This window comes from Silvimonas sp. (genome assembly GCF_031291215.1).
GTDB classification, from domain to species: domain Bacteria; phylum Pseudomonadota; class Gammaproteobacteria; order Burkholderiales; family Chitinibacteraceae; genus Silvimonas; species Silvimonas soli.
Map to the genome: position 1 here is coordinate 201,165 of NZ_JARLJK010000122.1, position 24,772 is coordinate 225,936.

The following is a 24,772-nucleotide window of genomic DNA, read 5'->3' on the forward strand; positions in this document are numbered from 1 at the left end:
TTCATGGCAACGATCAAGGATGTGGCAACGCTGGCTGGCGTGTCGTTTACCACTGTGTCGCACGTGGTCAACCGCACGCGGCCGGTCAGCGAAAAAGCCCGCGAGAAAGTGGAAGGCGCCATTCGCCAGTTGAATTACGTACCGTCCGGTGTAGCGCGTTCGCTCAAAGTGCGGGCGACTTCCACCATTGGTTTGCTGGTGCCCAACAATACCAACCCGTACTTCGCCGAATTGGCGCGTGGCATCGAAATGCGCTGCGAGCGAAATGGTTACTGCGTCTTTTTATGTAACTCGGATGATGACACCGAGAAACAACGCAACTATCTGCGGGCACTGCGCGAAAAGCGTATCGATGGACTGGTGATTGCCTCGGCCGGTGACAACCCGTCACTGGCGCTGGACTTGAGCGAGAACCATGTGCCGGTGGTCATCGTCGACCGCGAAGTCGACAACGTCACTGCTGATCTGGTCGAGATTGATCACGAATTCGGTGCCTACGTGGCCACGCAGCATTTGCTGTCGCTAGGGCATCGGCGCATTGGTTGTATCAGTGGCCCATCATCGATGGTGGTCAGTACCTTGCGCGTCGCCGGATTCACGCGGGCGATGGCCGAAGCAGGCGTTGCCATTGGCACTGAGGCCATCATGGAAAGCGATTTTTCCAGCCCGGGTGGTTATTACGCGGCCTCTCGTCTGTTTGCCGGGTTGCAGCCGACGGCCATCTTTGCCGGGAATGACATGATGGGCATTGGCGTGCTGCGCGCCGCCGCCGAGCGCGGCATGCGCGTGCCGCAAGATTGCTCGGTCATCGGTTTTGATGACATTGAATTGAGTCGCTATGTTTATCCCGCGCTGTCGACAGTGGGCCAGTCCATCCTGCAGTTGGGAGAACAAGCAGCGCAACTGTTGCTCGACCGCATCAGCGGTACGGCCACTGGCCCGGCGCGGCGACAAATTGTGGCGCCGCAATTGACGGTACGAGAATCAACCAGTGCCTTGGCCATTGTTGGCAATGAATGAACATAACGCCGCCACTCGAAGCGGCCTGAATACAGGAATAGCGCAGTGACAGCAGTCAAACATCAGACCGAAGCGGCCGTGCCAGGCCGCGTGGTGGTAATTGGAAGCTTGAATATGGATCTGGTCGGTCGGGCCGAGCGCTTGCCACATCCGGGCGAAACGCTGGCTGGCACCAGTTTTGCCACCATTGCAGGCGGTAAAGGCGGTAATCAGGCTGTTGCCGCCGCCCGATTGGGCGCACAAGTGACCATGCTGGGCGCTGTGGGTGCAGACGCCTATGGCGCGCAGTTGGTGAACGGGTTAAAGGCCGAGAATATCGATTGCCAAGGGGTTGCGAGGATTGCTGATGCGGCAACTGGCGTGGCAATGATCATCGTGGATGAGGCGAGCCAGAACGCCATTCTGATTATTCCTGGAGCCAATGCGCGGGTGGATGTTGCCGCCATTAACGGCGCGGAACCCGTACTGGCCGCCGCAGATGTTGTGGTGTGCCAACTGGAAACCCCCTATCAGGCTGTACTGACCGCATTACAAGCGGGCCGCCGTCTGGGCAAGACCACGATTTTGAATCCAGCGCCGGTCACCGCAGCCTTGCCTGGCGACTGGCTAAGCCAGATTGATTATCTGATTCCCAACGAAATTGAAGCGGCCACCCTCAGTGGTATCGCCGTGGATTCGCCACAAGATGCCTGCATCGCCGCGCAGCGGCTACGTACGCTGGGTGCTCGCAATGTGATCATTACGCTGGGCGCTCGTGGCCTGGTGGCGTTGATCGACAACGACGTTGCGCATTATCCGGGCACACCGGTACACGCCGTGGACACCACTGCTGCCGGGGATACCTTCACGGGTGGTTTTGCCGCAGCGCTGGCCAACGGCGCTACGCCGCATGCCGCCATCGTGGTGGGGCAAAGCGCTGCGGCGATCTCGGTAACGCGCGCGGGTGCACAGCCGTCTATTCCTTATCTACACGAACTGGAGCATCAGGCATGAAGAAAACCGCTTTGCTCAATGCCGCGCTGTCCCGCCTCATTGCAACGCTGGGGCATGGCGACATGATTCTGATCGCCGATGCGGGCATGCCCACGCCTTTGCATGCGCCAGACGTGCAAATCATCGATCTGGCACTCGTGCCCGGCACGCCCGGTTTCAGCCAGGTGCTGGCCGCAGTGCTGAGTGAAATGCAGGTGCAATCGCACGTGATTGCCACTGAAATGGTGGCTGCTCAGCAAGCACCACTGACGGCATTGGCTGAGCATGCCGACGTGCTGGGCGAGCGCAAAGTGCTTAGCCATGAAGCGCTCAAAACCTTGAGCCGCGATGCACGTGCCTTTATCCGCACGGGCGAATGCACGCCCTATGCCAACGTAATGCTGGTGGCAGGTGTCACCTTCTAGTTTTCTGTCGTTCCTCTTTTTTGCCGTAACCACCTCAGTAGTCCTGCTGTTTTGCTTCTGCAGTTTGAAAGTCCTGGCACGCCGAAACCCGCAACGGGTTCTCGGTGAGGCCAGGTGCATGCCGCTTTTGACAAAAATCCAAGGAAACAACATGAAAAAGACAGTCCTGTCACTGCTTTTGCTGGGTACCGCTTTGCTGGCCGGATGCGGCGGAGATTCCGATTCAACTGGTTCCGCGCCCAAAGTGATCATCGATACCGACTTCAATACCATGGGTGACGATGGCCAATTGTTCGTCATGGCCACGCAATTGATGGCCCAAGGCAAAATTGATGTGCTGGGCCTGACCATTGAAAGCGGGAATGGCTGGCTCATGCAGGAGGAAAGCGACGCGCTCAAGGCCACGGAACGCATGGGCGTTTCGCAGCGCATTGGCGTGTATGGCGGGGCGGATTACCCGCTAGCGTACGATGAAACCAGCATTCGGGCGCAGCAGGCCGCCAATCCCAATGGCTGGTTTGGCGCATGGATGTTCCCCAAACCGCAAAGCACGGCCGATCTGATCGCACCGCCGGATGGTTTTGCCACCAGCACCACTTTGCGGGAGCAGAATGCGGCGGATTTCATGATCCAGACCATCAAGGCGCACCCGCATGAAATCACCATTCTGGAAGTCGGCCCGCTGACCAACCTGGCGCTGGCGCTGCGCAAGGCGCCTGAAATTGCACCGCTGATCAAATCCATTGTGTATATGGGTGGCAATATCAATGTGCCCGGCAATTCCAATGCTGTGGCCGAAATGAACTGGTGGTTTGACCCGGTGGCTGTACAGGAAGTGCTGCGCCGGGATATCCCGCAAGTGGTGATTCCGCTGGACGTAACCGATACCGTGCCGCTGGATCAGGCGACGTTTGATGCCATTGCGCATAATCCGGCCAGGCAAACGGTGGTCACGCAGATTTACGACACCGAAAACGCCCAGTTCCTCGGGCCGGATGCACACATCTTTGACACGCTAACCATTGCCTATCTGCTTGATCCAACCATGGCGACCCAAACCACGGATGACTGGCTCGCCATCAACACTACGCCAGGCGAGCAGCAAGGGCAGGTCTCTGCCAGCACCACGGCGCCCATCGTCGGTGGCTCGGTGCGCAAGATTCGCTATATCAGCAAGTTCGATAACGCACGCTTCCTGGCGCAGTACGTCGATCTGATGACCCGGCCAGTGCCGGTGGTACTACCTGCTAACTGATCCGGTGAACACCCCGCATCTTGCCTGGCACCTCTGCGCACGGGCAAGATGCGGGCTTGTACTTCACGCCTCCGTCTGATCGCACCCTATGGACCTCAAACGTTGCTTCCCACCCGTGGTCGATCAACACACCCGGCTATTGTTGCTAGGCAGCCTGCCAGGCGAGCGCTCGCTGGCGCAGGCACAGTATTACGCCCATCCACAAAACAGGTTCTGGGAACTGGTTGGTGCCGTCATCGGCGTTGATCTGCGGGCGCAATCGTATGAAATGCGGTTGGCCACCTTGCTGGCGCATCACATCGGCCTGTGGGATGTCATCGCAGAGGCGGAGCGCCAAGGCAGTCTGGATGCCGCTATCCGCAACCAGTCTCACAATGCACTCGCTGAGCTGGTCAAAACGCTGCCAGCGCTCAAAGCGGTGGGGTTCAACGGCGGTACATCGGCGCGAATAGGCCGACGGCAACTCTTGGGTATCAGCGGCCTAATGCTGATTGACCTGCCTTCATCCAGCCCTGCCTATACGCTGGCGTTGGCGCAGAAACAGCAAGCATGGCAACAATTGGTGAGTGCGCTGTAATTGCACTGGCATAGAGACCGGAAAACCCCGTGTTTGCGTGTCGCCAACAATATGCTGTGTGAATAATTGTCGCTGCGGAGTGTGAGTTTTACGTAGTTTTGTTTCATTAAAAAATGCACAATACGTATAACAAAACTACGAAGCAACAGGAGAAATCATCATGCGTACACTTATTCAATGGCTGGAACAAACCGCTGAAACCATGCTGCAACAGCGTTATCAGTTCGTCGGCCGCAAGACAACGATCTAAGCAGGGTACAAGGGGATGGCGATGATGAGTCGCCCATTGAAAAACGCCACCATGACTGATTCATGGTGGCGTTTTGCGTTGTCCGGCAGATTTAGCCTGGCGCCGAATCAGGCTTTGTTTTCCAGCATGTGGCTTGCATCAAAACCGAGTCGCAAACCGCCCCAGTGCCGGCCATTCACATGAATAGGCACATCCAGCTCAGTCATGATCTCGCCGGTATCGCGTACATAGGTTTGCAACAAAAAGCGCTGGGTATTGCGCGCCGCACGCAGCCCGGCCGGGTCGTTGAAAATGCGCTTGTCGCGGCTATTGACCAAGTCAGTGGCTTTATCGCCAGTGGGCGCTTTGGAATACCAGCTGTTATGCGTCGGGCCGTAGCCGTTGGTATCTACCGCCAGCACAAACTTACCGCCAGCGGCCGCGCGGGCCAGTTGATCGTAAAGTGGCTGGATTTCTGTTTCAAAACGTCCGTCAAATGAGGTTTTGTATTTGACCGGCGCGCTACCAGGAATAGGCTGATATTGCTGGTCAAACACATTGACGCCTTGTTTGTGCATGGCCTCAATTTTTGTCTGGATCAGGTCGCGGGTCTGGCAGGCTTTCTGGATATTGGCATCCAGGTGGCCGCGGCCTACGGTAAAGCGGCCAATCAACTCTTGTACTTGCTCGGCGGCACGAGCCAAGCCTTGTGAGGAATTGGCAGACAAACCCATGCGCTCGTTCACTTTGAGCGACAGAGCGTGGATTTCTGAAACATTGGCGTTCACCACATTGTTGGCTGCGGTGAATTCCTCCAGCGTGCTGGCAATGCCGATCAGGGCGGCGGAAGTGGATTCAAAATCCACCATCATCCGCGAGAATTGACCCGAGGCTTTTTCTACCACGGCCCGTGTGAGCTGCGCATCGTTGGTGATGACGGTTGTTTCATCGCGAGTATGGGCTACCTCGCCGAGCATGCTGTCGATATCGCGGGAAATATCGTCGGTGGCGACGCCCACTTTTTCTGCCAGCTTGCGTACTTCATCTGCGACCACGGCAAAACCGCGTCCGGCTTCACCCGCCCGCGCCGCTTCAATCGCCGCGTTCAAGGCCAGCAAGTTGGTTTGCCCGGAGATTTCCTTGATCAAATCCACAATGCTTTTGATGCTGGCAGAACGTTGATTCAATCCATTTACCGTGTCGTTAAAGCTGGCCATGCGGGTGCTGATGGCGTGGATGCGGTCGGTGACGTCCTGGAGTTCCGCATAAGAAGCCCGCGCCATTTCGAGATTGTGGGTGGTGGAGCCAGAGATTTCCTGGGTGCGCCGCGACACGTCGTTAATCCCTTGAGTGGTGCTGTCGCTGGTTTCCACCACTTTTTGCGCCAACGCATCTTGCTGGTGTGCCGACTGGGCCGAATCGCCGATGCTTTTCATTGATTTGGCCGCTTCCAGCGCGATGCCCACGGTCATGGTTTGCACGCTGGCAATGATTTCGCGCTGCTTGGCCAGGAAACGGTTACAACTCGCGGCCAGTTCGGCGATTTCGTCGCTGGTAATCACTGGCACGTCGCGCGAAAGATCGCCTTCGCCACCGGCGACGTCATTCAGAACAGAGGTGATAGCCAGTACCGGCCGGGTAATCCAGAAGCGGAAATAGATCACCTGCACGGTAATAAATGCGGCGCTGAGCACGGTGAGGATCCATGCCCAAGTGGTGATGGTGTCAAACGCATGGCTTAGTTTGGCAATGGCATTCGCATCAAGGCCCAACTGGTGCGCGGTATCGGTCATGGCCGTATCGGCAAAGCTGGTTACGACCAGCATGGCAATGGGGGCGGCAAGTAACAGGTAAAGAAAGGCAAATTTGCGGTTTAGAGTGCCCAGCAAAGTGCGTTCAAATACGGTGTGAAAGTCATTCAACCATTGCATTTGCGAACTCCCCTGCGAAGACCATGCGCGTGGCTGGCCCCGATTTTTATGATCTGTACGATCTTGAATTATCGGCCGGATACGGATTTTATCGGCAGTCGGCGAGCTAACTTGAAAGGAAAAACCCAGATCGAAGGGTGCAGAAAGCCGTCGATCTGGTACTCGGTACTGCCAATTTACGGATGTTTGCTGCTGCTGTTGAGCAGACAGATAGCCGCAGCCCGTTGCCAGAAATCAGGCGGTGAACGCGGCCTGCAGATCTTCCAGACTCAGATGCCAGTGTTTGAGCATGTGGCGGAACACAGCCAGTTCAACATTGCTGAAGTCGTTATCGGACTTGGCAATGCCCAGCGCAATGGCCGCCAGCATCAGGCGTTTGCGTTGGTCGTCTACTGTATCGAGCAACTGGTCGATACGTTCGCGATCGACCAGGCGGATATTGCCGTCGTCGGATGCGTCGTCAGACAGGTCGTTGCAGTAGTCCTGCAGCACCTGGATAAATGCTTTGCGGCTGATGCCCAAGGCTTCATAAACGCGCAGGTGCTCCAGTTCGTCGATTTCAGCGGGGTCAAAATTGCCATCGCACATCATTTGCATGACCAGAATGCGGGCCATCGCTTCTGCGCTATTGTTGGGATATTTTTTCATGTTCTTCAGTCCTGTCGATGTTGAGCCGGTCTGCCCATGCTTTGGGCATGTTTTGTAGTTTGCGCGAAGCGTAATCAAAGAACGTGATGCCCGTTCTGGCTACTGCAACCAGCCGCGGCGGGGCATTATCTTTGACGGCGTGCACCACATAATAAAGAACATATCCTGCCCGCCAGGGTTCAGCCGCGGTCATGGCAATACTCAGTTTTTCACCCAGAAAACCTTCGCTATGGAAAGTTATGGCAACGTCATTAAGGATAATGCCCGGCGTTTGAGCATCGCCCAATTCGGTATTTCCATAATGCGCCAGATATTGCACGCGGGCCTCATGCAACAGCCCCAGCAACTCCATATTGCCCAGATGCGCACCGTAGTTCAGATCGGTGACACGTATCGCAAGTTCAATTTGCAGGTCAATCCACTTGGGCGGGTCTAGTTTGATTCTTGTCATGTCTCAATAAACGGCAAAATTTACATGCGAATTGAGTGTATTCGCATGCATGAGGCCCCGCAACCGGCCAGACACGATCTGCTAAACTTGTATTACCGTTCGAATTCATGTTTAAGGAGGCACCATGTATCAGCGCATTCTTGTTCCGGTAGATGACAGCAATACGAGTGCCACAGCGCTACGCGAGTCGATTCGCTTTGCGATTGATCAGAAGGCGCTAGTGCGCCTGGTACACGTTATTGATCTGGCGCAGTTCGCATGGAGTGCGAACGAGTTTCTTGATGTTCCGCAACTTCAGGATGCCCTGCGTAAGAGTGGTGAACAGTTATTGGCTAGATATGCCGATATCCTTAAACAGCAGAACGTCAATTGCGAGGCAGGTTTGCTTGAAGCATGGGGCGGCAACCTGGCCCGCGCCATTGTGGACGATGCGGCAGAATGGAAAGCCGACGTGATCGTCATGGGCACGCATGGCTACAGTGGCCTGACCCATTTACTGCTGGGGAGCGTCGCCGAGGGCGTCATGCGCCATACAGCAGTGCCAATCTTGCTGGTAAGAGCCAAACCCAATGCCTGATTTTGTGCCAGTCCGCATGTTGCGGGTGAACGATCACGCCCGCGACAGCGCGGGCTTTACCTATGTTTATCCGGTGGTATCGCGGCGTGCTGGCGGGGTATCGATCGGCATCAATCTCAATCCGAACAACGCCTGCAACTGGCGTTGCCTGTATTGCCAAGTCCCGGATCTGAAGCGCGGCGGCCCGCCCCCCATTGCGCTTGAGCAGCTTGAAGACGAACTGGCAGCCATGCTGCATCAGATTGTTGATGGCGATTTCATGGCACAACGCGTGCCGCCAGAACTACAACGGCTGAACGACATTGCTTTCTCTGGCAACGGCGAGCCGACCATGAGCCATGAATTTGGCCAGGCGCTGGTCATCGTGGAGCAGCAACTGCAAGTCTTTGGTCTGCTGGGCCAGATCAAGGTGGTACTGATCACCAATGGCAGCCAGTTGTACAAGCCTGAAGCGCTAGCCGTGCTGGAGCATATGGGCCGCATCAATGGCGAAGTGTGGTTCAAGGTCGATCGCGCGCCGCAGGATGGATTTGCTTTGGTCAACCAGGTGCAGTTGAATCGCGCAGCTGTGCTACGGCATCTGGTCGAAGCTTCGCGGCGCTGTGCGACGTGGTTACAGACATGCATGTTTGAACTGGATGGCGCCTTGCCAGACGATGCAGAAGTCGAGGCTTATCTGGCGTTTTTGCGGGAAGCAAAGGCGCAGGCGGGGGATTTGCGTGGGGTGTTGTTGTATGGTCTGGCACGGCCATCCATGCAACCGGAGGCAGATCGCTTGCGTGCAGCGCCCGCAGAATGGATGAAGACCCTGGCCGAACGAATCGAAGCACAGGGTCTTGTGGTAAAGCTGAGCATTTAGTCTGCCTTGCTGGCAGCTGGCGATTTACCTGGCCAGCATGCTCGACATGGTAAAACGGGATTGATGCTTTTCACGTTCTCGCGCTGCGGCACGCAATGTTTCAAGCAATTCTGGTTTGTACTCACGCAGATAACGCATGACCTGATGGTCTTCGCGATTGAGTTCTTCCAGATTGATTTGCTCAATATGTACTACGCGCAGCAATTCACGTACCGGACGCGGCATGTTGCGGCCGCTTTCGTAGCGTGAACCGCCACTTTGGGTTACACCGATCTTGCTCCAGAATTCCTGTTGATTCATTCCGAGCTGGCGGCGGATTTCCCGTGGGTTAACTGTATTGTTCGCCATGGTGGGCCTCCTTTAAGTTGCCATGCTGGATGGCTAAAAAACTATGTTGCCGTCATCTTATCGCCATCTAAGCGTAGGAATACGTGACTATTCCGGTTTTTGCTTTGTGATTAATCACGGATTGTTGATCGGAACTTGTTGATAATAATGAGAAATGTCAAATTCACTTACTTCGGTTGAAACTGCGCTGCTGGCATTTGATCCTGATGAAAAAATTGCGCTGCTCAACGGGATCGTCGCAATGGCGCCCATGCCAATCAGCCCGGAACCGCGTCGATTGGCAGAGCCGGGCCGCCCGCCGAAACCGATCCTTATTTCTCCCAAGAAAGTACCCAAGCGTGGGTTGGGTTCGATAGAAGGAAGGGCGGCGCTGTTACATGCGCTGGCGCATATTGAATTCAATGCGGTGAACCTTGCGCTTGATGCCATATATCGTTTTCGCGAAATGCCTTTGGCTTACTACGAAGACTGGCTGCAGGTGGCAAAAGAGGAGGCACTGCATTTCACCTTGTTGCGCGATTACCTACAGAAATCCGGCTTTGATTACGGTGACTTTCCCGCACATAACGGTCTGTGGGATATGGCGTTGCGCACAGATCACGATGTAATGGTCCGCATGGCGCTGGTGCCGCGCATTCTGGAAGCGCGCGGGCTGGATGTGACTCCCGGTATCCGCGCCAGGTTATGGTCGGTGGGGGATCGTCAGGCAGCAAAAATTCTCGATGTGATTTTGCGCGACGAGATTGGACACGTGCAGATCGGTAACAGGTGGTATCACTGGTGCTGCGAACAGCGCGGGCTGGAGCCGGTGGCGACATTTGTCAGCCTGTTACGGGATTACGCGGTGCCGGCATATCCCGGTGCGTTGAATCATGCGGCGCGGCGTGAAGCGGGTTTTAGTGATGAGGAACTGGCGCTGATTGAGTCGCTGCAGAGCTGAACCGGGTTGCAGGCGCGGGGAAGGGCTCACTGCTTGGCCGCCACTTGCCAATACAGCTTCACCAAAACAAACGCCAATCCGTAACCGCAGATTGGCGTTTTCGTTTTGCCGATTATTTATGTTCGGCCTGAAGGCAGAGGACGGCTAGGAAAGGATCACTTCCAGATCGTCGCGTTCTTCACCCACATCATCAAACACTGCCAGCAGCGCTGCGTAGTGCTCATGCCCGAGGTGGCCTTCTGCGGTTTTTGCGCCATGCCAGACAATTTGCAGAGGGCCGGCTACGTCTGAGGTCAACACGTCGTAAAGCGCATCCAGATTGCGACCAAAGTAGTCGGGCAGGGCGAGTTGGGCGCTGAACTGGTCGTATACATCGTCCATTTTATGGATATGGGTCAGCGTCACTAGGGTTGGTTTCTTTACTGACATGCCGGTACCTCGGTAAAGGTTTGATAATGATCGACCGTGACATAACGGCGACCATCATTGCCAAAGATTAGCCGTTTGGCACCGCGCTTGCCGCCGCGATAATCCAGATCAGCTTCTTTATATTGGCCATTGGGCAAACGGTGTTCGTAGTTACCAAAGCGATCGCCACCTATGGACTTTCCCGGCTGGGTTTGCCACAGATTGCTGCCCGGTCGCCAACCGGCATTTTCTGCTGCGCGCTTGGTGACATAGCTATCAGGCAAGCGCCCGGTTTGGGCCAGCGCGCCAAGTGTTTGTGCCAACTGCGTTGCATCTACCTTGGGGCTGATGCGTTGGTTCAGATCCTGCACTACCTGATTGCAGGACGGCGCTGCCATTGCTGAACCACACAAGCCCGCCAGGAATAACGAAACAAGAAAGCGCATGAGTAAGCCCGCAAGTAGTGACGTCCAAGTAGTGACGTCTGATTATGGATAGTCGAATGGTCCAGGTCAAAGTGATCATTCAGCGGTGATCGGTTTACTCAGGCTCGGGTGTGCGGGTGAGTAACACCAGCTTGAGATGATCCTGATCCACCAACTGAAAAGTGACCTGGCTCAAGTTCATATGCCCATGCACCGGGTGATTGAACCCGCGCAATCCACCGTGTCGTTCCAGAACATCATAGCGTTTCCAGTAAGTAGCAAATTCCGGGCTGGCCTGATGCAGACTATCTATCAGCTGCATCAGAACCGCGTCTTCCAGTTGATCACGGCTATCGGCTCGAAACTCAGCCACCAGTCGTTGTGCACGTGATTCCCAATCCTCTACCAGTGTGCGCGCTTGCGGGTCCGCGAACACAAAACGCAGCAGGTTGGGTGCGCGATCAGCATCCAGCCAGTCCCCAAACAAGTCGGCAGCAGCGGCATTCCAGGCCAGCATGTCCCAATAGCGCCCCATCACGTAGGCTGGCATGCGAAAATCGTCAACAATCTGCTGCAGAAACGGCGGGGTGGTTTCCAGTTCGGCGGTGCCGGGTTGGATATCGCGCTGGCCTGCCAACTCAAATAGATAAGCGCGTTGGGTTTTATCCAGCCGCATGGCCTGCGCCAGTCGGTGCAATGCTTTGCCGGAAACGCTGATCTCGCGGCCTTGTTCAATCCAGGTGTACCAGGTGGGGCTGATATCGGCCAGTTGGGCGACTTCTTCGCGGCGTAACCCTTGAGTACGGCGGCGTTGCCCGACTGGAAAACCAAACGCGGCAGGCTCGCATTTCTGGCGCAGCGCGTTCAGGAACTCGCCCAGTTCTTTGCGACGGATAGACATTGCATCATCCTGTTACCAGTTAGTATTTATACCAGTATAAATGCCTGGCTTGTTAGCGCAAATCGAAACTCCTAAGCTGTACTCCGTAACCAGATTAATCCGGTCGGCCGCCTGCCAATTCAGGGGGCTGACTACCAACCCAGTTCTTGCAAATCGACTTGGCAAGGGCGCAATCGGGATGACATAAATGGCACAGACGCTTTACGACAAACTCTGGCAGTCCCACGTGGTGCATGAGTCGGAAGACGGCACCTGTCTTATCTATATTGATCGCCACCTGGTGCATGAAGTGACCAGCCCGCAAGCCTTTGAAGGCCTGACACTGGCCGGGCGCAAGCCTTGGCGGGTGGATTCGGTAGTGGCCACGGCTGACCACAACACCCCGACCGATCATTGGGACGAAGGCATCAAGGATCCGATCTCGCGCCTGCAAGTTGAAACGCTGGACGCCAATATCAAGCATTTCGGTGCGCTGGCGTACTTCCCGTTCAAGGATTTGCGTCAAGGCATCGTGCACGTGGTTGGCCCGGAAAATGGCGCCACCTTGCCTGGCATGACCGTGGTCTGTGGCGATAGCCATACTTCCACGCATGGCGCATTTGGCGCGCTGGCGCATGGCATCGGCACATCGGAAGTCGAACACGTGCTGGCAACGCAAACACTGACGGCCAAGAAATCCAAAGCCATGCTGGTGAAGGTGGAAGGCGAACTGGGTCGTGGCGTGACTGGTAAAGACGTTGCGCTGGCAATCATCGGCAAGATCGGTACAGCTGGCGGCACAGGTTACGCCATCGAATTTGGCGGCTCGGCCATTCGCGGTTTGTCGATGGAAGGGCGCATGACCCTGTGCAATATGGCGATTGAGGCCGGTGCGCGTGCTGGCATGGTGGCGGTGGATGACAAAACCGTCGACTACCTCAAAGGCCGCCCGTACGCCCCAACCGAGGCGCAATGGGACCAAGCCACGACTTACTGGAAAACACTGGTCTCCGATGAAGGCGCCAAGTTCGACCATGTGGTTGAACTGGATGCATCCGCCATCGAACCGCAAGTGACTTGGGGTACATCCCCAGAGCAAGTCACCACCGTGCGCGGCAAAGTGCCAAATCCGGCGCTGATTGAAGACCCGGTAAAACGCGGTAGTCTGGAACGCGCACTGCAATATATGGGTCTGCAAGCAGATACGCCGATTGAGCAGATCAATATCGACAAGGTGTTTATTGGTTCCTGTACCAATTCGCGTATTGAAGATTTGCGCGCAGCGGCAGCGGTGGCCAAGGGCCACAAAAAAGCCGCGAATGTGAAGCTCGCTATGGTGGTGCCAGGTTCAGGTCTGGTAAAAAGGCAGGCTGAAGCGGAAGGCCTCGACAAAATCTTTACCGAGGCTGGCTTCGAATGGCGTGAGCCGGGCTGCTCGATGTGCCTGGCGATGAACGCGGACCGATTGGAACCGGGTGAGCGCTGCGCCTCTACCTCTAACCGTAACTTTGAAGGTCGGCAGGGGCAGGGTGGGCGTACCCATCTGGTTAGCCCGGAAATGGCAGCAGCTGCAGCCATTGCTGGCCACTTTGTTGATGTCCGCGACTTCGCTTGAGACGCACTAGCGCTCCGGCTTAACTCACTATGAATCTTGCGGAGTCTTTAAACCCATGAAATCGATGCTTGTTTTGCTGATGTTGTCCGTGTTGACCCTTGCCGGTTGCAATACCGTGCATGGCTTTGGTCAGGATGTGCAAAAACTGGGTGAGAAGATCGACGGCAAGTAAGGATATGCCATGAAAGCTTTTACGCAGTTGAACGGTCTGGTTTGCCCGTTGGATCGTGCCAATGTGGATACGGATGCCATCATCCCCAAACAGTTTCTGAAGTCGATCAAACGGTCTGGCTTTGGGCCGAACCTGTTTGATGAATGGCGTTATCTGGACCACGGCGAACCGGGCATGGACAACAGCAAGCGTCCGCTCAACCCGGATTTCGTACTCAACTATCCGCGTTATGTCGGCGCTGAAGTATTGCTGGCCCGTGACAACTTTGGTTGTGGTTCATCGCGTGAACATGCGCCCTGGGCGCTGGAAGACTACGGTTTTCGCGCGGTGATCGCGCCAAGCTTTGCAGATATCTTCTTCAATAACTGCTACAAAAACGGTGTGCTGCCGATTGTGTTGCCAACCGAAGTGGTCGATCAGTTATTTGCAGAAGCGCAAGCCACTGAAGGCTACCGGCTGAATGTTGATCTGGCGGCGCAGAAGGTCATTACGCCGTCTGGTGCATCGTTTGCCTTTGATATCACCGGTCATCGCAAGCATTGCTTGTTGAATGGTCTGGATGAAATTGGTCTGACGCTGGCGCACGCTGATGAAATCAAGGCGTTCGAGGCAAAGCATCGCCAAAGCCAGCCATGGCTGTTTGCCGCTTGAGGCAGATCAGGGTTTAGCAGATGTTTCCCTCGGCAATCCTGGCGAATTTGATTTCGCCAGGATTGCCATGCAGTGTCGTAAACGGGTGCTTGTAGCCCGCCAACTGACATAAAATGGCGGTAATATTGGCCTGAGGCAGCGGCAAATTGCTGGCAGTTGCTATAGTTCGAGTTTCAGGTCTTACACTCTCATTAAAATATAAGCACGGGAAACGAAACCATGATCCTGCATAAATTCAAGAATCAAGCCGAACTGGACCGCGTCGCCGCGGACCTGATGATGTCCGTAGTACGCGGACGCCCTAACGCCGTCTTGGGGATGGCAACCGGTGGTTCGCCGGTGGGCATGTACCAGGAAATGGTCAAAGCGTACCAACAAGGCTTGATCAGTTTCAAGGAAACCCGCACGTTCAATCTGGACGAATATGTGGGTTTGCCGGTAACGCACGCAGAATCCTATCGCAGCTTCATGCAGCGCAATCTGTTCGACCACATCGACATTGATCCGAAGAACACGCACGTGCCCAATGGCAATGCGCCGGATATCGAAGCCGAATGTCGTCGCTACGACGAAGCGCTGTATCAGCAAGGCCCGGTAGATATGCAGTTGCTGGGTATTGGCCACAACGGCCATATCGGGTTTAACGAACCAGATACCGAGCTTTCGCGCTTTACCCACAAGGTAACGCTGAAGGAAGACACTCGCGAAGCCAACAAACGCTTCTTTAATTCGCTCGACGAAGTGCCGACTCACGCGGTGACGATGGGCATGGGCTCCATCCTGCACGCCAAGGCCATCCTGCTGGTGGTGAAAGGCCAGGAAAAAGCCGAAATCCTCGATCGCACGCTGAACGGCCCGATCTCGACGCAGGTGCCAGCTTCGTTGCTGCAAACCCACCCGCGCGTGATTGTTCTGACTGATTGCGACGTGAATTACAAGCTGTCGCACAGCTAATTCAAACCCTGAACCCGGCCTTCGGGGCCACCAGCAAAACCGCTCTGGCTGTGTTGCCCAACCTGGCCGTACTACTTGTACTGTCTGCGGTTGGGCGTCGTGCCAGAGCGCTTTTTCTGGTGGCCTTTAAATGGTCGGGTTTTTATTTTTCTGGCGAAACATACTCATGAAGATTCTGATTCTCCCCGGTGATGGCATTGGTCCCGAAATCGTCAACCAGGCCAAGCGTGTGCTCGACAAGCTGCGTAATGATGGTCTGGATGTAGAAACGGTTGAAGCCCCGCTGGGTGGCGCTGCGTACGACCAATACGGTTCGCCGTATCCCGAGTTCACGCAAAAGCTGGCGCGCGAAGCCGATGCCATCTTGCTGGGGGCAGTCGGCGGTCCACAGTACGACACGCTGGATCGCCCGCTGCGTCCGGAACGGGGTCTGTTGGCTATCCGTAAAGATCTGAATCTGTTCGCCAACTTGCGCCCGGCCATTCTGTACCCGGAACTGGCCAATGCTTCCACGCTCAAGCCAGAGGTCGTGTCCGGTCTGGATATCCTGATCGTGCGTGAACTGACCGGCGATATCTACTTTGGCCAGCCGCGTGGCGTGCATGTGAACGAAGCAGGCGAGCGCGAAGGTTTCAACACCATGCGCTACGCCGAGTCAGAAATCCGCCGCATTGCGCACGTGGCCTTCAAGGCCGCGCAAAAGCGCAACAAAAAGCTGTGCTCGGTCGATAAGGCCAATGTGCTGGAAACCACCGAATTCTGGAAAGAAATCGTCACCGATGTGGCGAAAGAATATCCGGACGTGACGCTGACCCACATGTATGTGGATAACGCTGCCATGCAACTGGTGCGCAATCCCAAGCAATTTGACGTGATGGTGACCGGCAATATCTTTGGCGACATTCTGTCGGATGAAGCCTCGATGCTGACCGGTTCGATTGGCATGCTGCCATCGGCCTCGCTGGATCAGAACAACAAGGGCATGTACGAGCCAAGTCATGGTTCGGCACCGGATATCGCGGGCAAGAACCTGGCAAATCCGCTGGCAACGATTCTGTCGCTGGCCATGTTGCTGCGTTACAGCTTGAACAACGAAGCAGCAGCCCAGCGTGTCGAAACCGCAGTCAAAAAGGTATTGGCCGATGGTTTGCGCACCGGCGATATCTATGAAGAAGGCACCAAAAAAGTGTCTTGCAGCGAAATGGGCGACGCCGTGGTGGCAGCACTGTAAAATCACGGATTGCTCAACGGAAACGGGGCGCTAATTGCGCCCTGTTTTGTTTTGCGCGCTTCCCTGAATCTGCTTTATTTCAATTATTCGGGCGCGACAGGTCCCTCTCAGGGAGAGGGCGGAAAGTAGGCGAAATGCTGGAAAGCTGGCGCACACTGTTCCGGATGCCACACGGGTGGCACGCCACCGCGCTCGCAGCTTAGGAGTACACCACATGTCTGAACGCATCTCGCTCGCCATCCTTGGCGCCCACGGCCCCTTTGGCAGCACCCTGCTGGAAGTCCTGGCCGAAAGCCCGGTAGCGATCGACGAAATCTACGCCTTGGCCGTTGATGATGAAACCTCGCTGGTTTCTTTCCGGGGCGAAGACTACGCCGTGCTCGAAGTCGCCGAATTTGACTGGTCGCTGGCGCAGGTTGCCGTATTTGCCGGTAGCCGCGCCGAGCTGAAAGAGTACGCGCCTGCCGCCAAGGCAGCCGGTTGCCGTCTACTCGACGCCACTGCACCGCTGGCATCGTTCGCCATTTTGTCGCGCCCGCTGATTGCGATGTCCGGCTTGTCGATTGCCCGCGCGCACGCCACGCTGATCGAGTCCGCCTCCTCGCAAGGCCAGACTGGCGTTGAAACGCTTTCCAGACAGACTCGTGCTTTGTTCTCCAATGAAGAGATCGAAAACGGCGCTTTCCCCAAGCGCCTGGCCTTCAACCTGTTCCCCTTGCCGCATGCGCAATCGGAAACCATCCGCAATGTGGTGAACCAGCAACTGGGTGCGCCACTGCTCGATAGCGTGCAACGCGTACAAGCACCGCTGTTCTTTGGTCATGGCGCGACTTTGTCGGTGCGCTTGATCCAGGAAACCACTCGCGAAGCCGTAATTACCGCTTTGCGGGCCAGTCCGGGCCTGTTTGTGCTGGATGTCGAAGGTGCCGACGGCATCGCGACCCCGCAAGACGTGATTGGCGCCGATCTAGTGTGGATCAGCGAAGTACATGTGAGCGAAGATGGCAAGACCATCACCCTGTGGGCCGTGGTCGATAACGCTCGTCTGGGCGCACTGGCGGTCGTCGCCGAGTTGCTTGGCGCGTAAAATCACGCGTTTCGCCTTCACGGCGCCAGGCAGGCACATGTTGGCGCCGTTGCACAAAACATCATCGCTTTAAGGATAGTCCGCAGGATGCTACCGAGTATTCATTCCCGCCTTGCCACCGAACTGGTCTGCCGCGAGGCCCAGGTGGCCTCCGCCGTACAACTGCTGGATGAAGGCGCGACCGTGCCGTTCATTGCCCGTTATCGCAAGGAAGTCACCGGCGGGCTGGATGACACGCAGTTGCGTAATCTGGAAGTACGCCTGCGCTATTTGCGGGAACTGGAAGAGCGGCGCGGTGCCGTGATTGCCAGTGTGGATGAACAAGGCAAGCTCACGCCTGAACTCAAACTGCAGTTGCTGGATGCCGACAACAAACAACGGCTGGAAGACTTGTATCTGCCGTTCAAACCCAAGCGTCGCACCCGCGCCCAGATCGCCAAAGAAGCTGGCCTGGACCCGCTGGCACAAGGTTTGTTGACCGATCCAACGCAAAACCCGGAAGCCGTCGCGGCAGCCTATGTCGATGCCGAGAAAGGCGTGGCCGATGTCAAAGCCGCGCTGGATGGTGCCCGCGCCATTCTGATGGAACAGTTTGCTGAAGATGCCCAACTGGTGGGTGATCTGCGCGAACACGTGGCCAGCAAGGCGCACGTTAAAACCCGCCTGGTCGAAGGTAAGGCGGAAGAGGGCGCGAAGTTCTCAGACTATTTTGAATACGACGAACCGTGGCGTGATGTGCCGTCACACCGGGCTTTGGCCGTGCTGCGTGCCCGCAACGAAGGCATTCTGACGCTGGCATTGCCACTGCCGGAAGAACTGGACGAAACCGCCAAGCCGGTTGGCCCGGGCGTGTGTGAGCTGAAAATTGCCCGTCGCAATGGCATCGAAAATCTCGGTCGCCCGGCGGACAAATGGCTGCTGGACACCGTACGCCTGACCTGGCGCGCCAAGATTGCGCTGAGCTTGGAGTCCGAACTCATCAACCAGATGCGTGAGCGGGCGGAAGGTGCGGCGATCCAGGTGTTTGCCACCAATATGAAAGACTTGCTGCTGGCCGCTCCGGCGGGTCCGCGTGCCACCATGGGTCTTGATCCTGGTTTGCGTACCGGCTGCAAAGTGGCGGTGGTCGATGCCACCGGCAAACTGCTGGATACCGCGACGATCTACCCGCATGAGCCGCGTAAGCAGTGGAATGAATCGCTGGCCGTATTGGCCGCGCTGGCCAGCAAGCACAAGGTTGATCTGATTGCGATTGGCAACGGCACCGCCAGCCGTGAAACCGACAAGCTGGCGATGGACCTGATCAAGCTGCACCCCGAACACAAAATGACCAAGCTGGTGGTGTCAGAAGCTGGCGCATCGGTGTATTCGGCGTCGGAACTGGCCGCCAAAGAGTTTCCGGAACTGGATGTATCGTTGCGTGGCGCGGTATCGATTGCGCGTCGCTTGCAAGACCCGCTGGCGGAACTGGTGAAGATTGATCCGAAATCCATCGGCGTTGGCCAATACCAGCATGACGTGAACCAGCTTGATCTGGCCCGTTCGCTGGATGCGGTGGTTGAGGACTGCGTGAACGCCGTGGGCGTGGACGTAAACATGGCGTCGGTAGCTTTGCTGACGCGTATTTCCGGTTTGAATGCCACCTTGGCCAGCCAGATTGTGGCTTACCGCGATGCCAATGGCGCGTTCAAGAATCGTCGCCAACTCCTCAAAGTACCGCGTTTGGGAGAAAAGACATTTGAACAGGCTGCCGGCTTCTTGCGCGTGATGGATGGTGACAACCCGCTGGATCGCTCGGCGGTGCACCCGGAAGCCTATCCGGTGGTCGAAAAAATCGTCGCCAAAGTGCAGAAAGCAGTGAAGTCACTGATTGGCGATGGCACATTCCTGAAGCAATTGAATGCGGCTGAGTTCACCGATGAACGCTTTGGTTTGCCAACGGTAAAAGACATTCTGGCCGAACTGGAAAAACCGGGCCGCGATCCACGCCCGGAATTCAAAACTGCCAGCTTTGCTGACGGCGTGGAACAAATATCCGACCTGCAAGTAGATATGGTGCTGGAAGGCGTGGTCACCAACGTCACCAATTTTGGCGCGTTTGTAGATATCGGCGTGCATCAGGATGGCCTGGTACATATCTCGGCGATGAGCACCAAGTTCATCAAAGACCCGCGCGAAGTGGTCAAGGCAGGGGATGTGGTTAAGGTCAAAGTGCAAGAGGTGGATGCCAAGCGCAAACGCATAGCACTGACCATGCGCCTGAATGACGACAGTCGCCAGAAACCGGATGCTGGCGTGACTGGTCAGGCCATGAGCCGCAATGAGCGTAAGGTGGTACAGCGCCAGCCAGAGCCGCAAGGCGCTATGGCATCGGCCCTGGCAGGTTTGAAACTGAAGAAGTAAGGCGGGCAGCAAAGGCGCGGCAAATTGGTGCGCGCTTCTACGTTCAGCAAAACGCCAACCGGTCTGGTTGGCGTTTTTTTTATCTAGCTTGTCTGAAAGCCTCAGGCGTAGGTATCGATTAGTTCTTCATGCGATTGATCCCCAGTCACTACGGCCTGATAGTTGGCTAACAGCTTTGCGCGGTTGGTGGGGGCAACTGCTGTGCGTGGTTGAGCAGGTTTTGTCGGGCGCACCAGGCGCCAGAGCGGTGTGCGCCAACCCAGGCCCAATGCGCTGACCAGGGTTTCCCGCGTGTTGATATATCCCGCAGCCAGATTTTGGCGGGCGACATATGAATGGCTTGGAAGAGGGGTAGAGGCAGGCATCGGCAGATGATGCGTGCCTCTTTATGTTCAATAAATCAGACTTGCCTTAAATGTGTGCAGAAAAATCTGATTTATGGCATTTGCTGTGCTGGCCTTTGACGTTCAGAACACCAGTTTAACCAAGCCAAAACCGCTGGCTACGCTCACCAGCGAACAAGCTAACCCGGGCAACATGAAGCTATGATTCAACAACCAGCGGCCAATGCGCGTGGTGCCGGTTCGGTCGAAATTGATGGCGGCAATCACGGTTGGGTAATTGGGAATAAAGAAATAGCCGTTCACGGCGGGGAACATGGCAATGAGTGCGGGTGCCGATAAACCCAGCGCCATGCCCAATGGCATCAACGCTCGAATGGTTGCCGCTTGTGAATACAGCAAGATCGACATGCCAAACAAGGCCAGCGCGAACAGCCACGGCGCTGCGGTAATGGCGGTTTTGATCTCGCTGGAGAAAAACGCCATATTGGCCTGGATGAAGGTGTCACCCATCCACGCAATACCAAAGATGCCGACCACGGCCGCCGCTCCGGCGCGGAACACGCTGCCCCGCACCACCAGATCAGCTTCTACCCGGCCCAACAGCAAAATCAGCGCGGCGGCGGACAGCATGACGATTTCAATGGCGCTGGGCATATCCATCTGGATCAGCTTGCCTTCGATAACCCAACTCGGGCGCAAGGCGGAGATTGATCCCAGCAGTACGACCGCCAACGCGGCAACCAGGAAGATGCAAACAGAGAGCAGCGCTGAGCGGGGCAACGGTGCCGCCGCCGTGGTTGGTTGGCGCGGAGCGATCTCGCCAGAGGCCAGTCTTCTCTGGTATTCAGGGTCCAGTTCCAGTTCCACGCCCAGGCGGCTGGCTACAACTACACCGGCCAGCACGCCCAGCAAGGTGGCGGGAATGGCCACAAGCAAAATGTGGCTTAGATCAACGCCGGAAGGCGCCAGCATGGCCAGCAAAGTCACCGTGGCGGCAGAAATCGGGCTGGCGGTGATGCCGACTTGTGAAGCGATCACGGCAATGGATAGCGGACGTTCCGGGCGCACGCCAGAATCCCGCGCCACTTCGGCGATGACCGGTAAAACGGAATACGCCACGTGGCCGGTACCGGCGAACAAGGTGAAGGTGTAGGTCACCAAAGGCGCAAAAAAGGTAATGCGCTTGGGGTTGCGCCGCAGCAAACGCTCAGCCACCCGCACCAGCCAGTCCATGCCGCCGGCAGCTTGCAGACAACCGGCAGCGGTAATCACCGCCAGGATCATCAACATCACGTCAATCGGAGCGCTGGTTGGTTGCAGGTGAAAGCCAAATACCAGCACGGCCAGCCCCAATCCGCCCATTAACCCCAAACCTACGCCGCCCAGGCGCGCCCCGATCAAAATAGCGGCCAATACCACAGCCAATTGCAATGCGATCATGATTTTCCCGATCCGGATTACCGGCCAAAACGGCTTTAATTATCGGCAATATTTAAAAACTTGCCGATTGTCGTTGGAGACAAGAGTAAATACATCCGGCAGATTGCAACTTTGCAAATACGAAAATGTGTGAATCCGCTGACGCTATCTAAAGTGAATTGTGCGTTAAGTCTGCGTGGTCAGTTAGAATCGCGGCCAGAAGCGAATACCGGCCACGCCGGTACAACAGGATTGGTGGGCAGGCATGCATAAGGCGGTATCGGGCTGGATGTTCTGGATGATGGCGGCATTGGTGCTGGCGGTGCCCATGGCAACAGCCACGGCGCAGGATCGGCCGCGCATCGGTCTAGTACTGGGCGGCGGCGGGGCACGCGGGCTGGCGCACATCGGCGTGCTGCAAGTGCTGGCCGAGAATCATATTCCGGTCGATTGCATTGTCGGCACCAGCATCGGGGCGTTGGTGGGCGGCAGTTACGCCGCCGGGCAGACTCCGCAGAGCATGTCGACCCTCTCGGGTAAAACCAACTGGGATGCCTTGTTTAGCTCCGGTTTGCCACGGCAACAGATGTCGTATCGGCAAAAGCAGGATGACAACATGCACCTGGCGCCAATTGACGTTGGCGTGCGTGATGACGGTTCACTGGCTTTGCCCAAGTCCGCCATAGAGACCCAAAAAATTGCCACGCTGCTGCGTGATCTGACTTACGGCGGCACGGTAAAGAGTTTTGACGATCTGAGCGTGCCATTTCGCGCCATTGCCACAGACCTGGAAACCGGCGAAATGGTGGTGATGAGCGATGGCGATCTGGTGACCGCAATGCGCGCCAGCATGGCCGTGCCGGGGGTTTTTCCGCCCGTGGCTCGCAGCCAGCACTTGCTGGTGGATGGTGGCCTTTCGCGCAATCTGGGCGTGGATGTCGCGCGCAAGATGTGTGCAGATGTGATCATCGCCGTAGATGTGGCTTCGCCACCGCTCAAACGCGATGGCATCAACACCATTTTTGACGTGGCTAACCAATACACGCGCTTGATGATCGTACAAAACCAGCGCCCGCAAATTGCCAGCCTTAAGCCGGATGATGTGCTCATTACTCCGGCATTAGGCACGCTGGAAAGTACTGATTTCAATAAAGCCAGCGATTTCATCATTGCCGGTGAAAAAGCCGCCCGCCAGCAATTGGTGCAATTGCAGCGTTATGAACTTAGTCCGGCTGAATACGATAAATGGGAGGTAGCCAGAGAAAGTAAACGTCTGCAACCCAAGCCAATCGACAGCATTGAAGTGGCGCGCACTACGCGGGTGAATCCGGATGTACTGTCCAGAAACGTCGATGTGGAACTGGGCAAGGATCTGGATAGCGGTGATTTTCATGATCAACTTTCGCACCTCTATTCCCGCGGCGATTTTTCGCAGCTGGATTACGAATTGCTGGATGACGGTGCCGGGCAGAAATTACGGCTGATTCCGGTTGAAAAGGATTGGGGCCCCAATTATCTCAATTTCGGTATTGCTCTTGGTACGGACTTTGAAAATGCTTCGCCCTATGCGTTGCTGGCACGCTATCGCCGCACCTGGTTGAATTCGTTGGGTGGCGAGGCATCGGTTATTTTGCGGGCTGGCGATACCATGGCCCTGGGTGGCGAGTTTTATCAGCCATTGCAAATTGATGGGTACGCGTTTGTTGCCCCCAATTTTACGGTGCAATCCAGCCCACTGGCTTTGTATGACGGCAACACGCAGGTTGGCCAGTTCCGGCTTTACAAACAGCAAGGCGGTATTGATCTGGGTTCCACATTCTCACGCTATGGTGAGGCGCGGATTGGCTTTATGGCCGAGCATGCCCATGCCAGCCCTGTGGTTGGCGGCATCCTTGCCTCCGACGCCAATGGCCAGCCGGGGATCATTGCGCTACCTGAAATCTATCAACACGATTACGGTATGCGCGCGAGCCTGAATTATGACCAACTCGACAACGCAGACTTCCCCTCCAGTGGCACGGCATTGCAGCTGAGTGCCTACCAGGCTTGGGGTGGTGGTGCGAACACAGCCAGTTACGGGCGCTTGTCTTTGCTGGGCAAACAAGCGTTTTCACTGGGCGAGACCAATGGCTACGTCATGGTTAAAGCACAGACCACGTCTCACGCCACAGATGCCGTTGTGGATACGGCCTGGATGGGTGGTTTTTTGAATCTTTCCAGTTATCCCTACCAGGCATTATTGGGTGACAAATTCCTGTATAGCCGCGTAACGCTGTATCGCCCGCTGCCATTTTTGAATACCGAGAGCAGAAGTACCATGCTTGGTCTGGCTGCGGAAGCGGGCAAAATGGATGAATCAACGTTTGATCAGTCCGCCAGTAAATGGCATTACTCCGGCGTTGGATTCATTGCCATTGAATCGTTCCTCGGCCCGCTTTATCTGGGCGCGGCCTACGGTGATAACCGGCAATGGCGCTATTACCTGACACTGGGTAATCCATTTTGATGGCAATGGCTGACGCTGGCTTGTAACAAGCTGAAGCTTTGGAGAAAACAACGTTACAGAAGAGTTGCATGCCAATTGTGAACGAATGACTAAACTGGCTAACACAAACTGCCCCGCTGGTAGTTCACAACAAGGAGAAACTTCATGAATCTGATCCGTATTTCGCTGCTCGCTGCTGCTGTGCTGTTCTCTACGCAAGTGATGGCTACCAATTCGCAGCAAGATAAAATGACCTCGTGTAATGCCGATGCCAAAACCAAGGCCCTGAGTGGCGATGCACGCAAGACTTTCATGAGCACTTGTCTGAGCGCCTCGGCACCGGCCGCGTCGGTACCGGCAACCCAGCAAGACAAAATGAAAACATGTAATGCCGATGCCACTGCGCAAAGCCTGAAGGGCGATGCCCGCAAGTCTTACATGAGCACTTGCCTGAAGAAATAAACAG

The 24,772-nt window shown here is 56.0% G+C and carries 26 protein-coding genes; 17 read left to right on the forward strand and 9 right to left on the reverse strand.

Annotation, left to right across the window (positions count from 1 at the left end):
• The first annotated feature begins 3 nt into the window (after positions 1–3).
• The 5 genes from P4L78_RS13655 to P4L78_RS13675 all read left to right on the forward strand — a co-directional run bounded on the left by P4L78_RS13655 (position 4) and on the right by P4L78_RS13675 (position 4,249).
• A complete protein-coding gene (locus P4L78_RS13655) occupies positions 4–1,020 on the forward strand; it encodes a LacI family DNA-binding transcriptional regulator (RefSeq protein ID WP_309328513.1) in 1,017 nt (338 codons plus the stop codon).
• 45 nt (positions 1,021–1,065) lie between these two features.
• A complete protein-coding gene (gene rbsK, locus P4L78_RS13660) occupies positions 1,066–2,013 on the forward strand; it encodes a ribokinase (RefSeq protein ID WP_309328514.1) in 948 nt (315 codons plus the stop codon).
• Entirely contained in the window at positions 2,010–2,417 is a 408-nt protein-coding gene (rbsD, locus tag P4L78_RS13665) for a D-ribose pyranase (RefSeq protein ID WP_283149812.1), read from the forward strand. The genes rbsK and rbsD overlap by 4 nt, the downstream gene beginning before the upstream one ends.
• A gap of 151 nt (positions 2,418–2,568) precedes the next feature.
• Entirely contained in the window at positions 2,569–3,672 is a 1,104-nt protein-coding gene (locus tag P4L78_RS13670; RefSeq protein ID WP_309328515.1) for a nucleoside hydrolase, read from the forward strand.
• Positions 3,673–3,760: 88 nt separating this feature from the next.
• A complete protein-coding gene (locus tag P4L78_RS13675; RefSeq protein WP_309328516.1) occupies positions 3,761–4,249 on the forward strand; it encodes a DNA-deoxyinosine glycosylase in 489 nt (162 codons plus the stop codon).
• A gap of 357 nt (positions 4,250–4,606) precedes the next feature.
• On the opposite strand, the gene P4L78_RS13680 is transcribed toward P4L78_RS13675, so the two are convergent.
• The 3 genes from P4L78_RS13680 to P4L78_RS13690 form a co-directional block, all read right to left on the reverse strand.
• The gene (locus P4L78_RS13680; RefSeq protein WP_309328517.1) at positions 4,607–6,409 is read right to left on the reverse strand and encodes a methyl-accepting chemotaxis protein; all 1,803 of its coding nucleotides are present in this window, start codon (positions 6,407–6,409) and stop codon (positions 4,607–4,609) included.
• A gap of 234 nt (positions 6,410–6,643) precedes the next feature.
• On the reverse strand, positions 6,644–7,057 hold the full coding sequence (locus P4L78_RS13685; RefSeq protein ID WP_283149808.1) for a TerB family tellurite resistance protein: 414 nt from the start codon (positions 7,055–7,057) through the stop codon (positions 6,644–6,646).
• Positions 7,035–7,508, reverse strand: coding sequence for a thioesterase family protein (locus P4L78_RS13690; RefSeq protein WP_309328518.1), 474 nt, complete (start codon positions 7,506–7,508; stop codon positions 7,035–7,037). The genes P4L78_RS13685 and P4L78_RS13690 overlap by 23 nt, the downstream gene beginning before the upstream one ends.
• Positions 7,509–7,632: 124 nt before the next feature.
• On the opposite strand from P4L78_RS13690, the gene P4L78_RS13695 reads away from it, so the two are divergent.
• On the forward strand, positions 7,633–8,085 hold the full coding sequence (locus P4L78_RS13695; protein WP_283149806.1) for a universal stress protein: 453 nt from the start codon (positions 7,633–7,635) through the stop codon (positions 8,083–8,085).
• Complete coding sequence (locus P4L78_RS13700) at positions 8,078–8,944, forward strand: radical SAM protein (RefSeq protein ID WP_283149805.1); 867 nt, start codon at positions 8,078–8,080, stop codon at positions 8,942–8,944. Before P4L78_RS13695 ends, P4L78_RS13700 begins: the two co-directional genes overlap by 8 nt.
• A gap of 24 nt (positions 8,945–8,968) precedes the next feature.
• Here the strand turns inward: P4L78_RS13700 and P4L78_RS13705 are convergent, their stop codons facing one another.
• Positions 8,969–9,292 carry a DNA-binding transcriptional regulator gene (locus P4L78_RS13705; RefSeq protein ID WP_283149804.1) on the reverse strand — a complete coding sequence of 108 codons (324 nt, stop codon included), beginning with the start codon at positions 9,290–9,292 and terminating at the stop codon, positions 8,969–8,971.
• Positions 9,293–9,446: 154 nt separating this feature from the next.
• Between P4L78_RS13705 and P4L78_RS13710 the strand changes: the two genes are divergently transcribed.
• A complete protein-coding gene (locus P4L78_RS13710) occupies positions 9,447–10,232 on the forward strand; it encodes a ferritin-like domain-containing protein (protein WP_309328519.1) in 786 nt (261 codons plus the stop codon).
• Positions 10,233–10,376: 144 nt separating this feature from the next.
• Here the strand turns inward: P4L78_RS13710 and P4L78_RS13715 are convergent, their stop codons facing one another.
• From P4L78_RS13715 to P4L78_RS13725, 3 genes are all read right to left on the reverse strand, one after another.
• Positions 10,377–10,661, reverse strand: coding sequence for a barstar family protein (locus tag P4L78_RS13715; protein WP_283149802.1), 285 nt, complete (start codon positions 10,659–10,661; stop codon positions 10,377–10,379).
• On the reverse strand, positions 10,652–11,086 hold the full coding sequence (locus tag P4L78_RS13720; RefSeq protein ID WP_283149801.1) for a ribonuclease domain-containing protein: 435 nt from the start codon (positions 11,084–11,086) through the stop codon (positions 10,652–10,654). The genes P4L78_RS13715 and P4L78_RS13720 overlap by 10 nt, the downstream gene beginning before the upstream one ends.
• Before the next feature lie 94 nt (positions 11,087–11,180).
• Positions 11,181–11,966 (reverse strand): helix-turn-helix transcriptional regulator, encoded by a 786-nt coding sequence (locus P4L78_RS13725; protein ID WP_283149800.1) that lies wholly within the window; start codon positions 11,964–11,966, stop codon positions 11,181–11,183.
• Between the two features lie 187 nt (positions 11,967–12,153).
• Here P4L78_RS13725 and leuC point away from each other — a divergent pair, with 187 nt between their 5' ends.
• The 7 genes from leuC (at position 12,154) to P4L78_RS13760 (ending at position 20,058) form a co-directional block, all read left to right on the forward strand.
• Positions 12,154–13,560 carry a 3-isopropylmalate dehydratase large subunit gene (gene leuC, locus P4L78_RS13730; RefSeq protein ID WP_309328520.1) on the forward strand — a complete coding sequence of 469 codons (1,407 nt, stop codon included), beginning with the start codon at positions 12,154–12,156 and terminating at the stop codon, positions 13,558–13,560.
• Positions 13,561–13,615: 55 nt separating this feature from the next.
• Positions 13,616–13,732 carry an entericidin A/B family lipoprotein gene (locus P4L78_RS13735; protein WP_283149798.1) on the forward strand — a complete coding sequence of 39 codons (117 nt, stop codon included), beginning with the start codon at positions 13,616–13,618 and terminating at the stop codon, positions 13,730–13,732.
• Between the two features lie 9 nt (positions 13,733–13,741).
• Positions 13,742–14,383 (forward strand): 3-isopropylmalate dehydratase small subunit, encoded by a 642-nt coding sequence (gene leuD, locus P4L78_RS13740; RefSeq protein ID WP_283149797.1) that lies wholly within the window; start codon positions 13,742–13,744, stop codon positions 14,381–14,383.
• Between the two features lie 219 nt (positions 14,384–14,602).
• Positions 14,603–15,337: a glucosamine-6-phosphate deaminase gene (nagB, locus tag P4L78_RS13745; RefSeq protein WP_283149796.1), complete on the forward strand. Its 735-nt coding sequence runs from the start codon at positions 14,603–14,605 to the stop codon at positions 15,335–15,337.
• Positions 15,338–15,503: 166 nt separating this feature from the next.
• Positions 15,504–16,568, forward strand: coding sequence for a 3-isopropylmalate dehydrogenase (leuB, locus tag P4L78_RS13750; protein ID WP_390901546.1), 1,065 nt, complete (start codon positions 15,504–15,506; stop codon positions 16,566–16,568).
• Positions 16,569–16,782: 214 nt separating this feature from the next.
• A complete protein-coding gene (locus P4L78_RS13755; RefSeq protein WP_283149795.1) occupies positions 16,783–17,655 on the forward strand; it encodes an Asd/ArgC dimerization domain-containing protein in 873 nt (290 codons plus the stop codon).
• Positions 17,656–17,742: 87 nt separating this feature from the next.
• Complete coding sequence (locus P4L78_RS13760) at positions 17,743–20,058, forward strand: Tex family protein (RefSeq protein ID WP_309328521.1); 2,316 nt, start codon at positions 17,743–17,745, stop codon at positions 20,056–20,058.
• Between the two features lie 101 nt (positions 20,059–20,159).
• Here P4L78_RS13760 and P4L78_RS13765 read toward each other — a convergent pair whose 3' ends face one another.
• Complete coding sequence (locus tag P4L78_RS13765; protein ID WP_309328522.1) at positions 20,160–20,423, reverse strand: hypothetical protein; 264 nt, start codon at positions 20,421–20,423, stop codon at positions 20,160–20,162.
• A gap of 102 nt (positions 20,424–20,525) precedes the next feature.
• On the reverse strand, positions 20,526–21,842 hold the full coding sequence (locus P4L78_RS13770; protein WP_283149793.1) for an anaerobic C4-dicarboxylate transporter family protein: 1,317 nt from the start codon (positions 21,840–21,842) through the stop codon (positions 20,526–20,528).
• Positions 21,843–22,086: 244 nt separating this feature from the next.
• On the opposite strand from P4L78_RS13770, the gene P4L78_RS13775 reads away from it, so the two are divergent.
• Together P4L78_RS13775 and P4L78_RS13780 are read left to right on the forward strand one after the other, a co-directional pair.
• Positions 22,087–24,327 carry a patatin-like phospholipase family protein gene (locus P4L78_RS13775; protein WP_309328523.1) on the forward strand — a complete coding sequence of 747 codons (2,241 nt, stop codon included), beginning with the start codon at positions 22,087–22,089 and terminating at the stop codon, positions 24,325–24,327.
• 144 nt (positions 24,328–24,471) lie between these two features.
• Positions 24,472–24,768: a PsiF family protein gene (locus P4L78_RS13780; protein WP_309328524.1), complete on the forward strand. Its 297-nt coding sequence runs from the start codon at positions 24,472–24,474 to the stop codon at positions 24,766–24,768.
• The last annotated feature ends 4 nt before the right edge of the window (positions 24,769–24,772 follow it).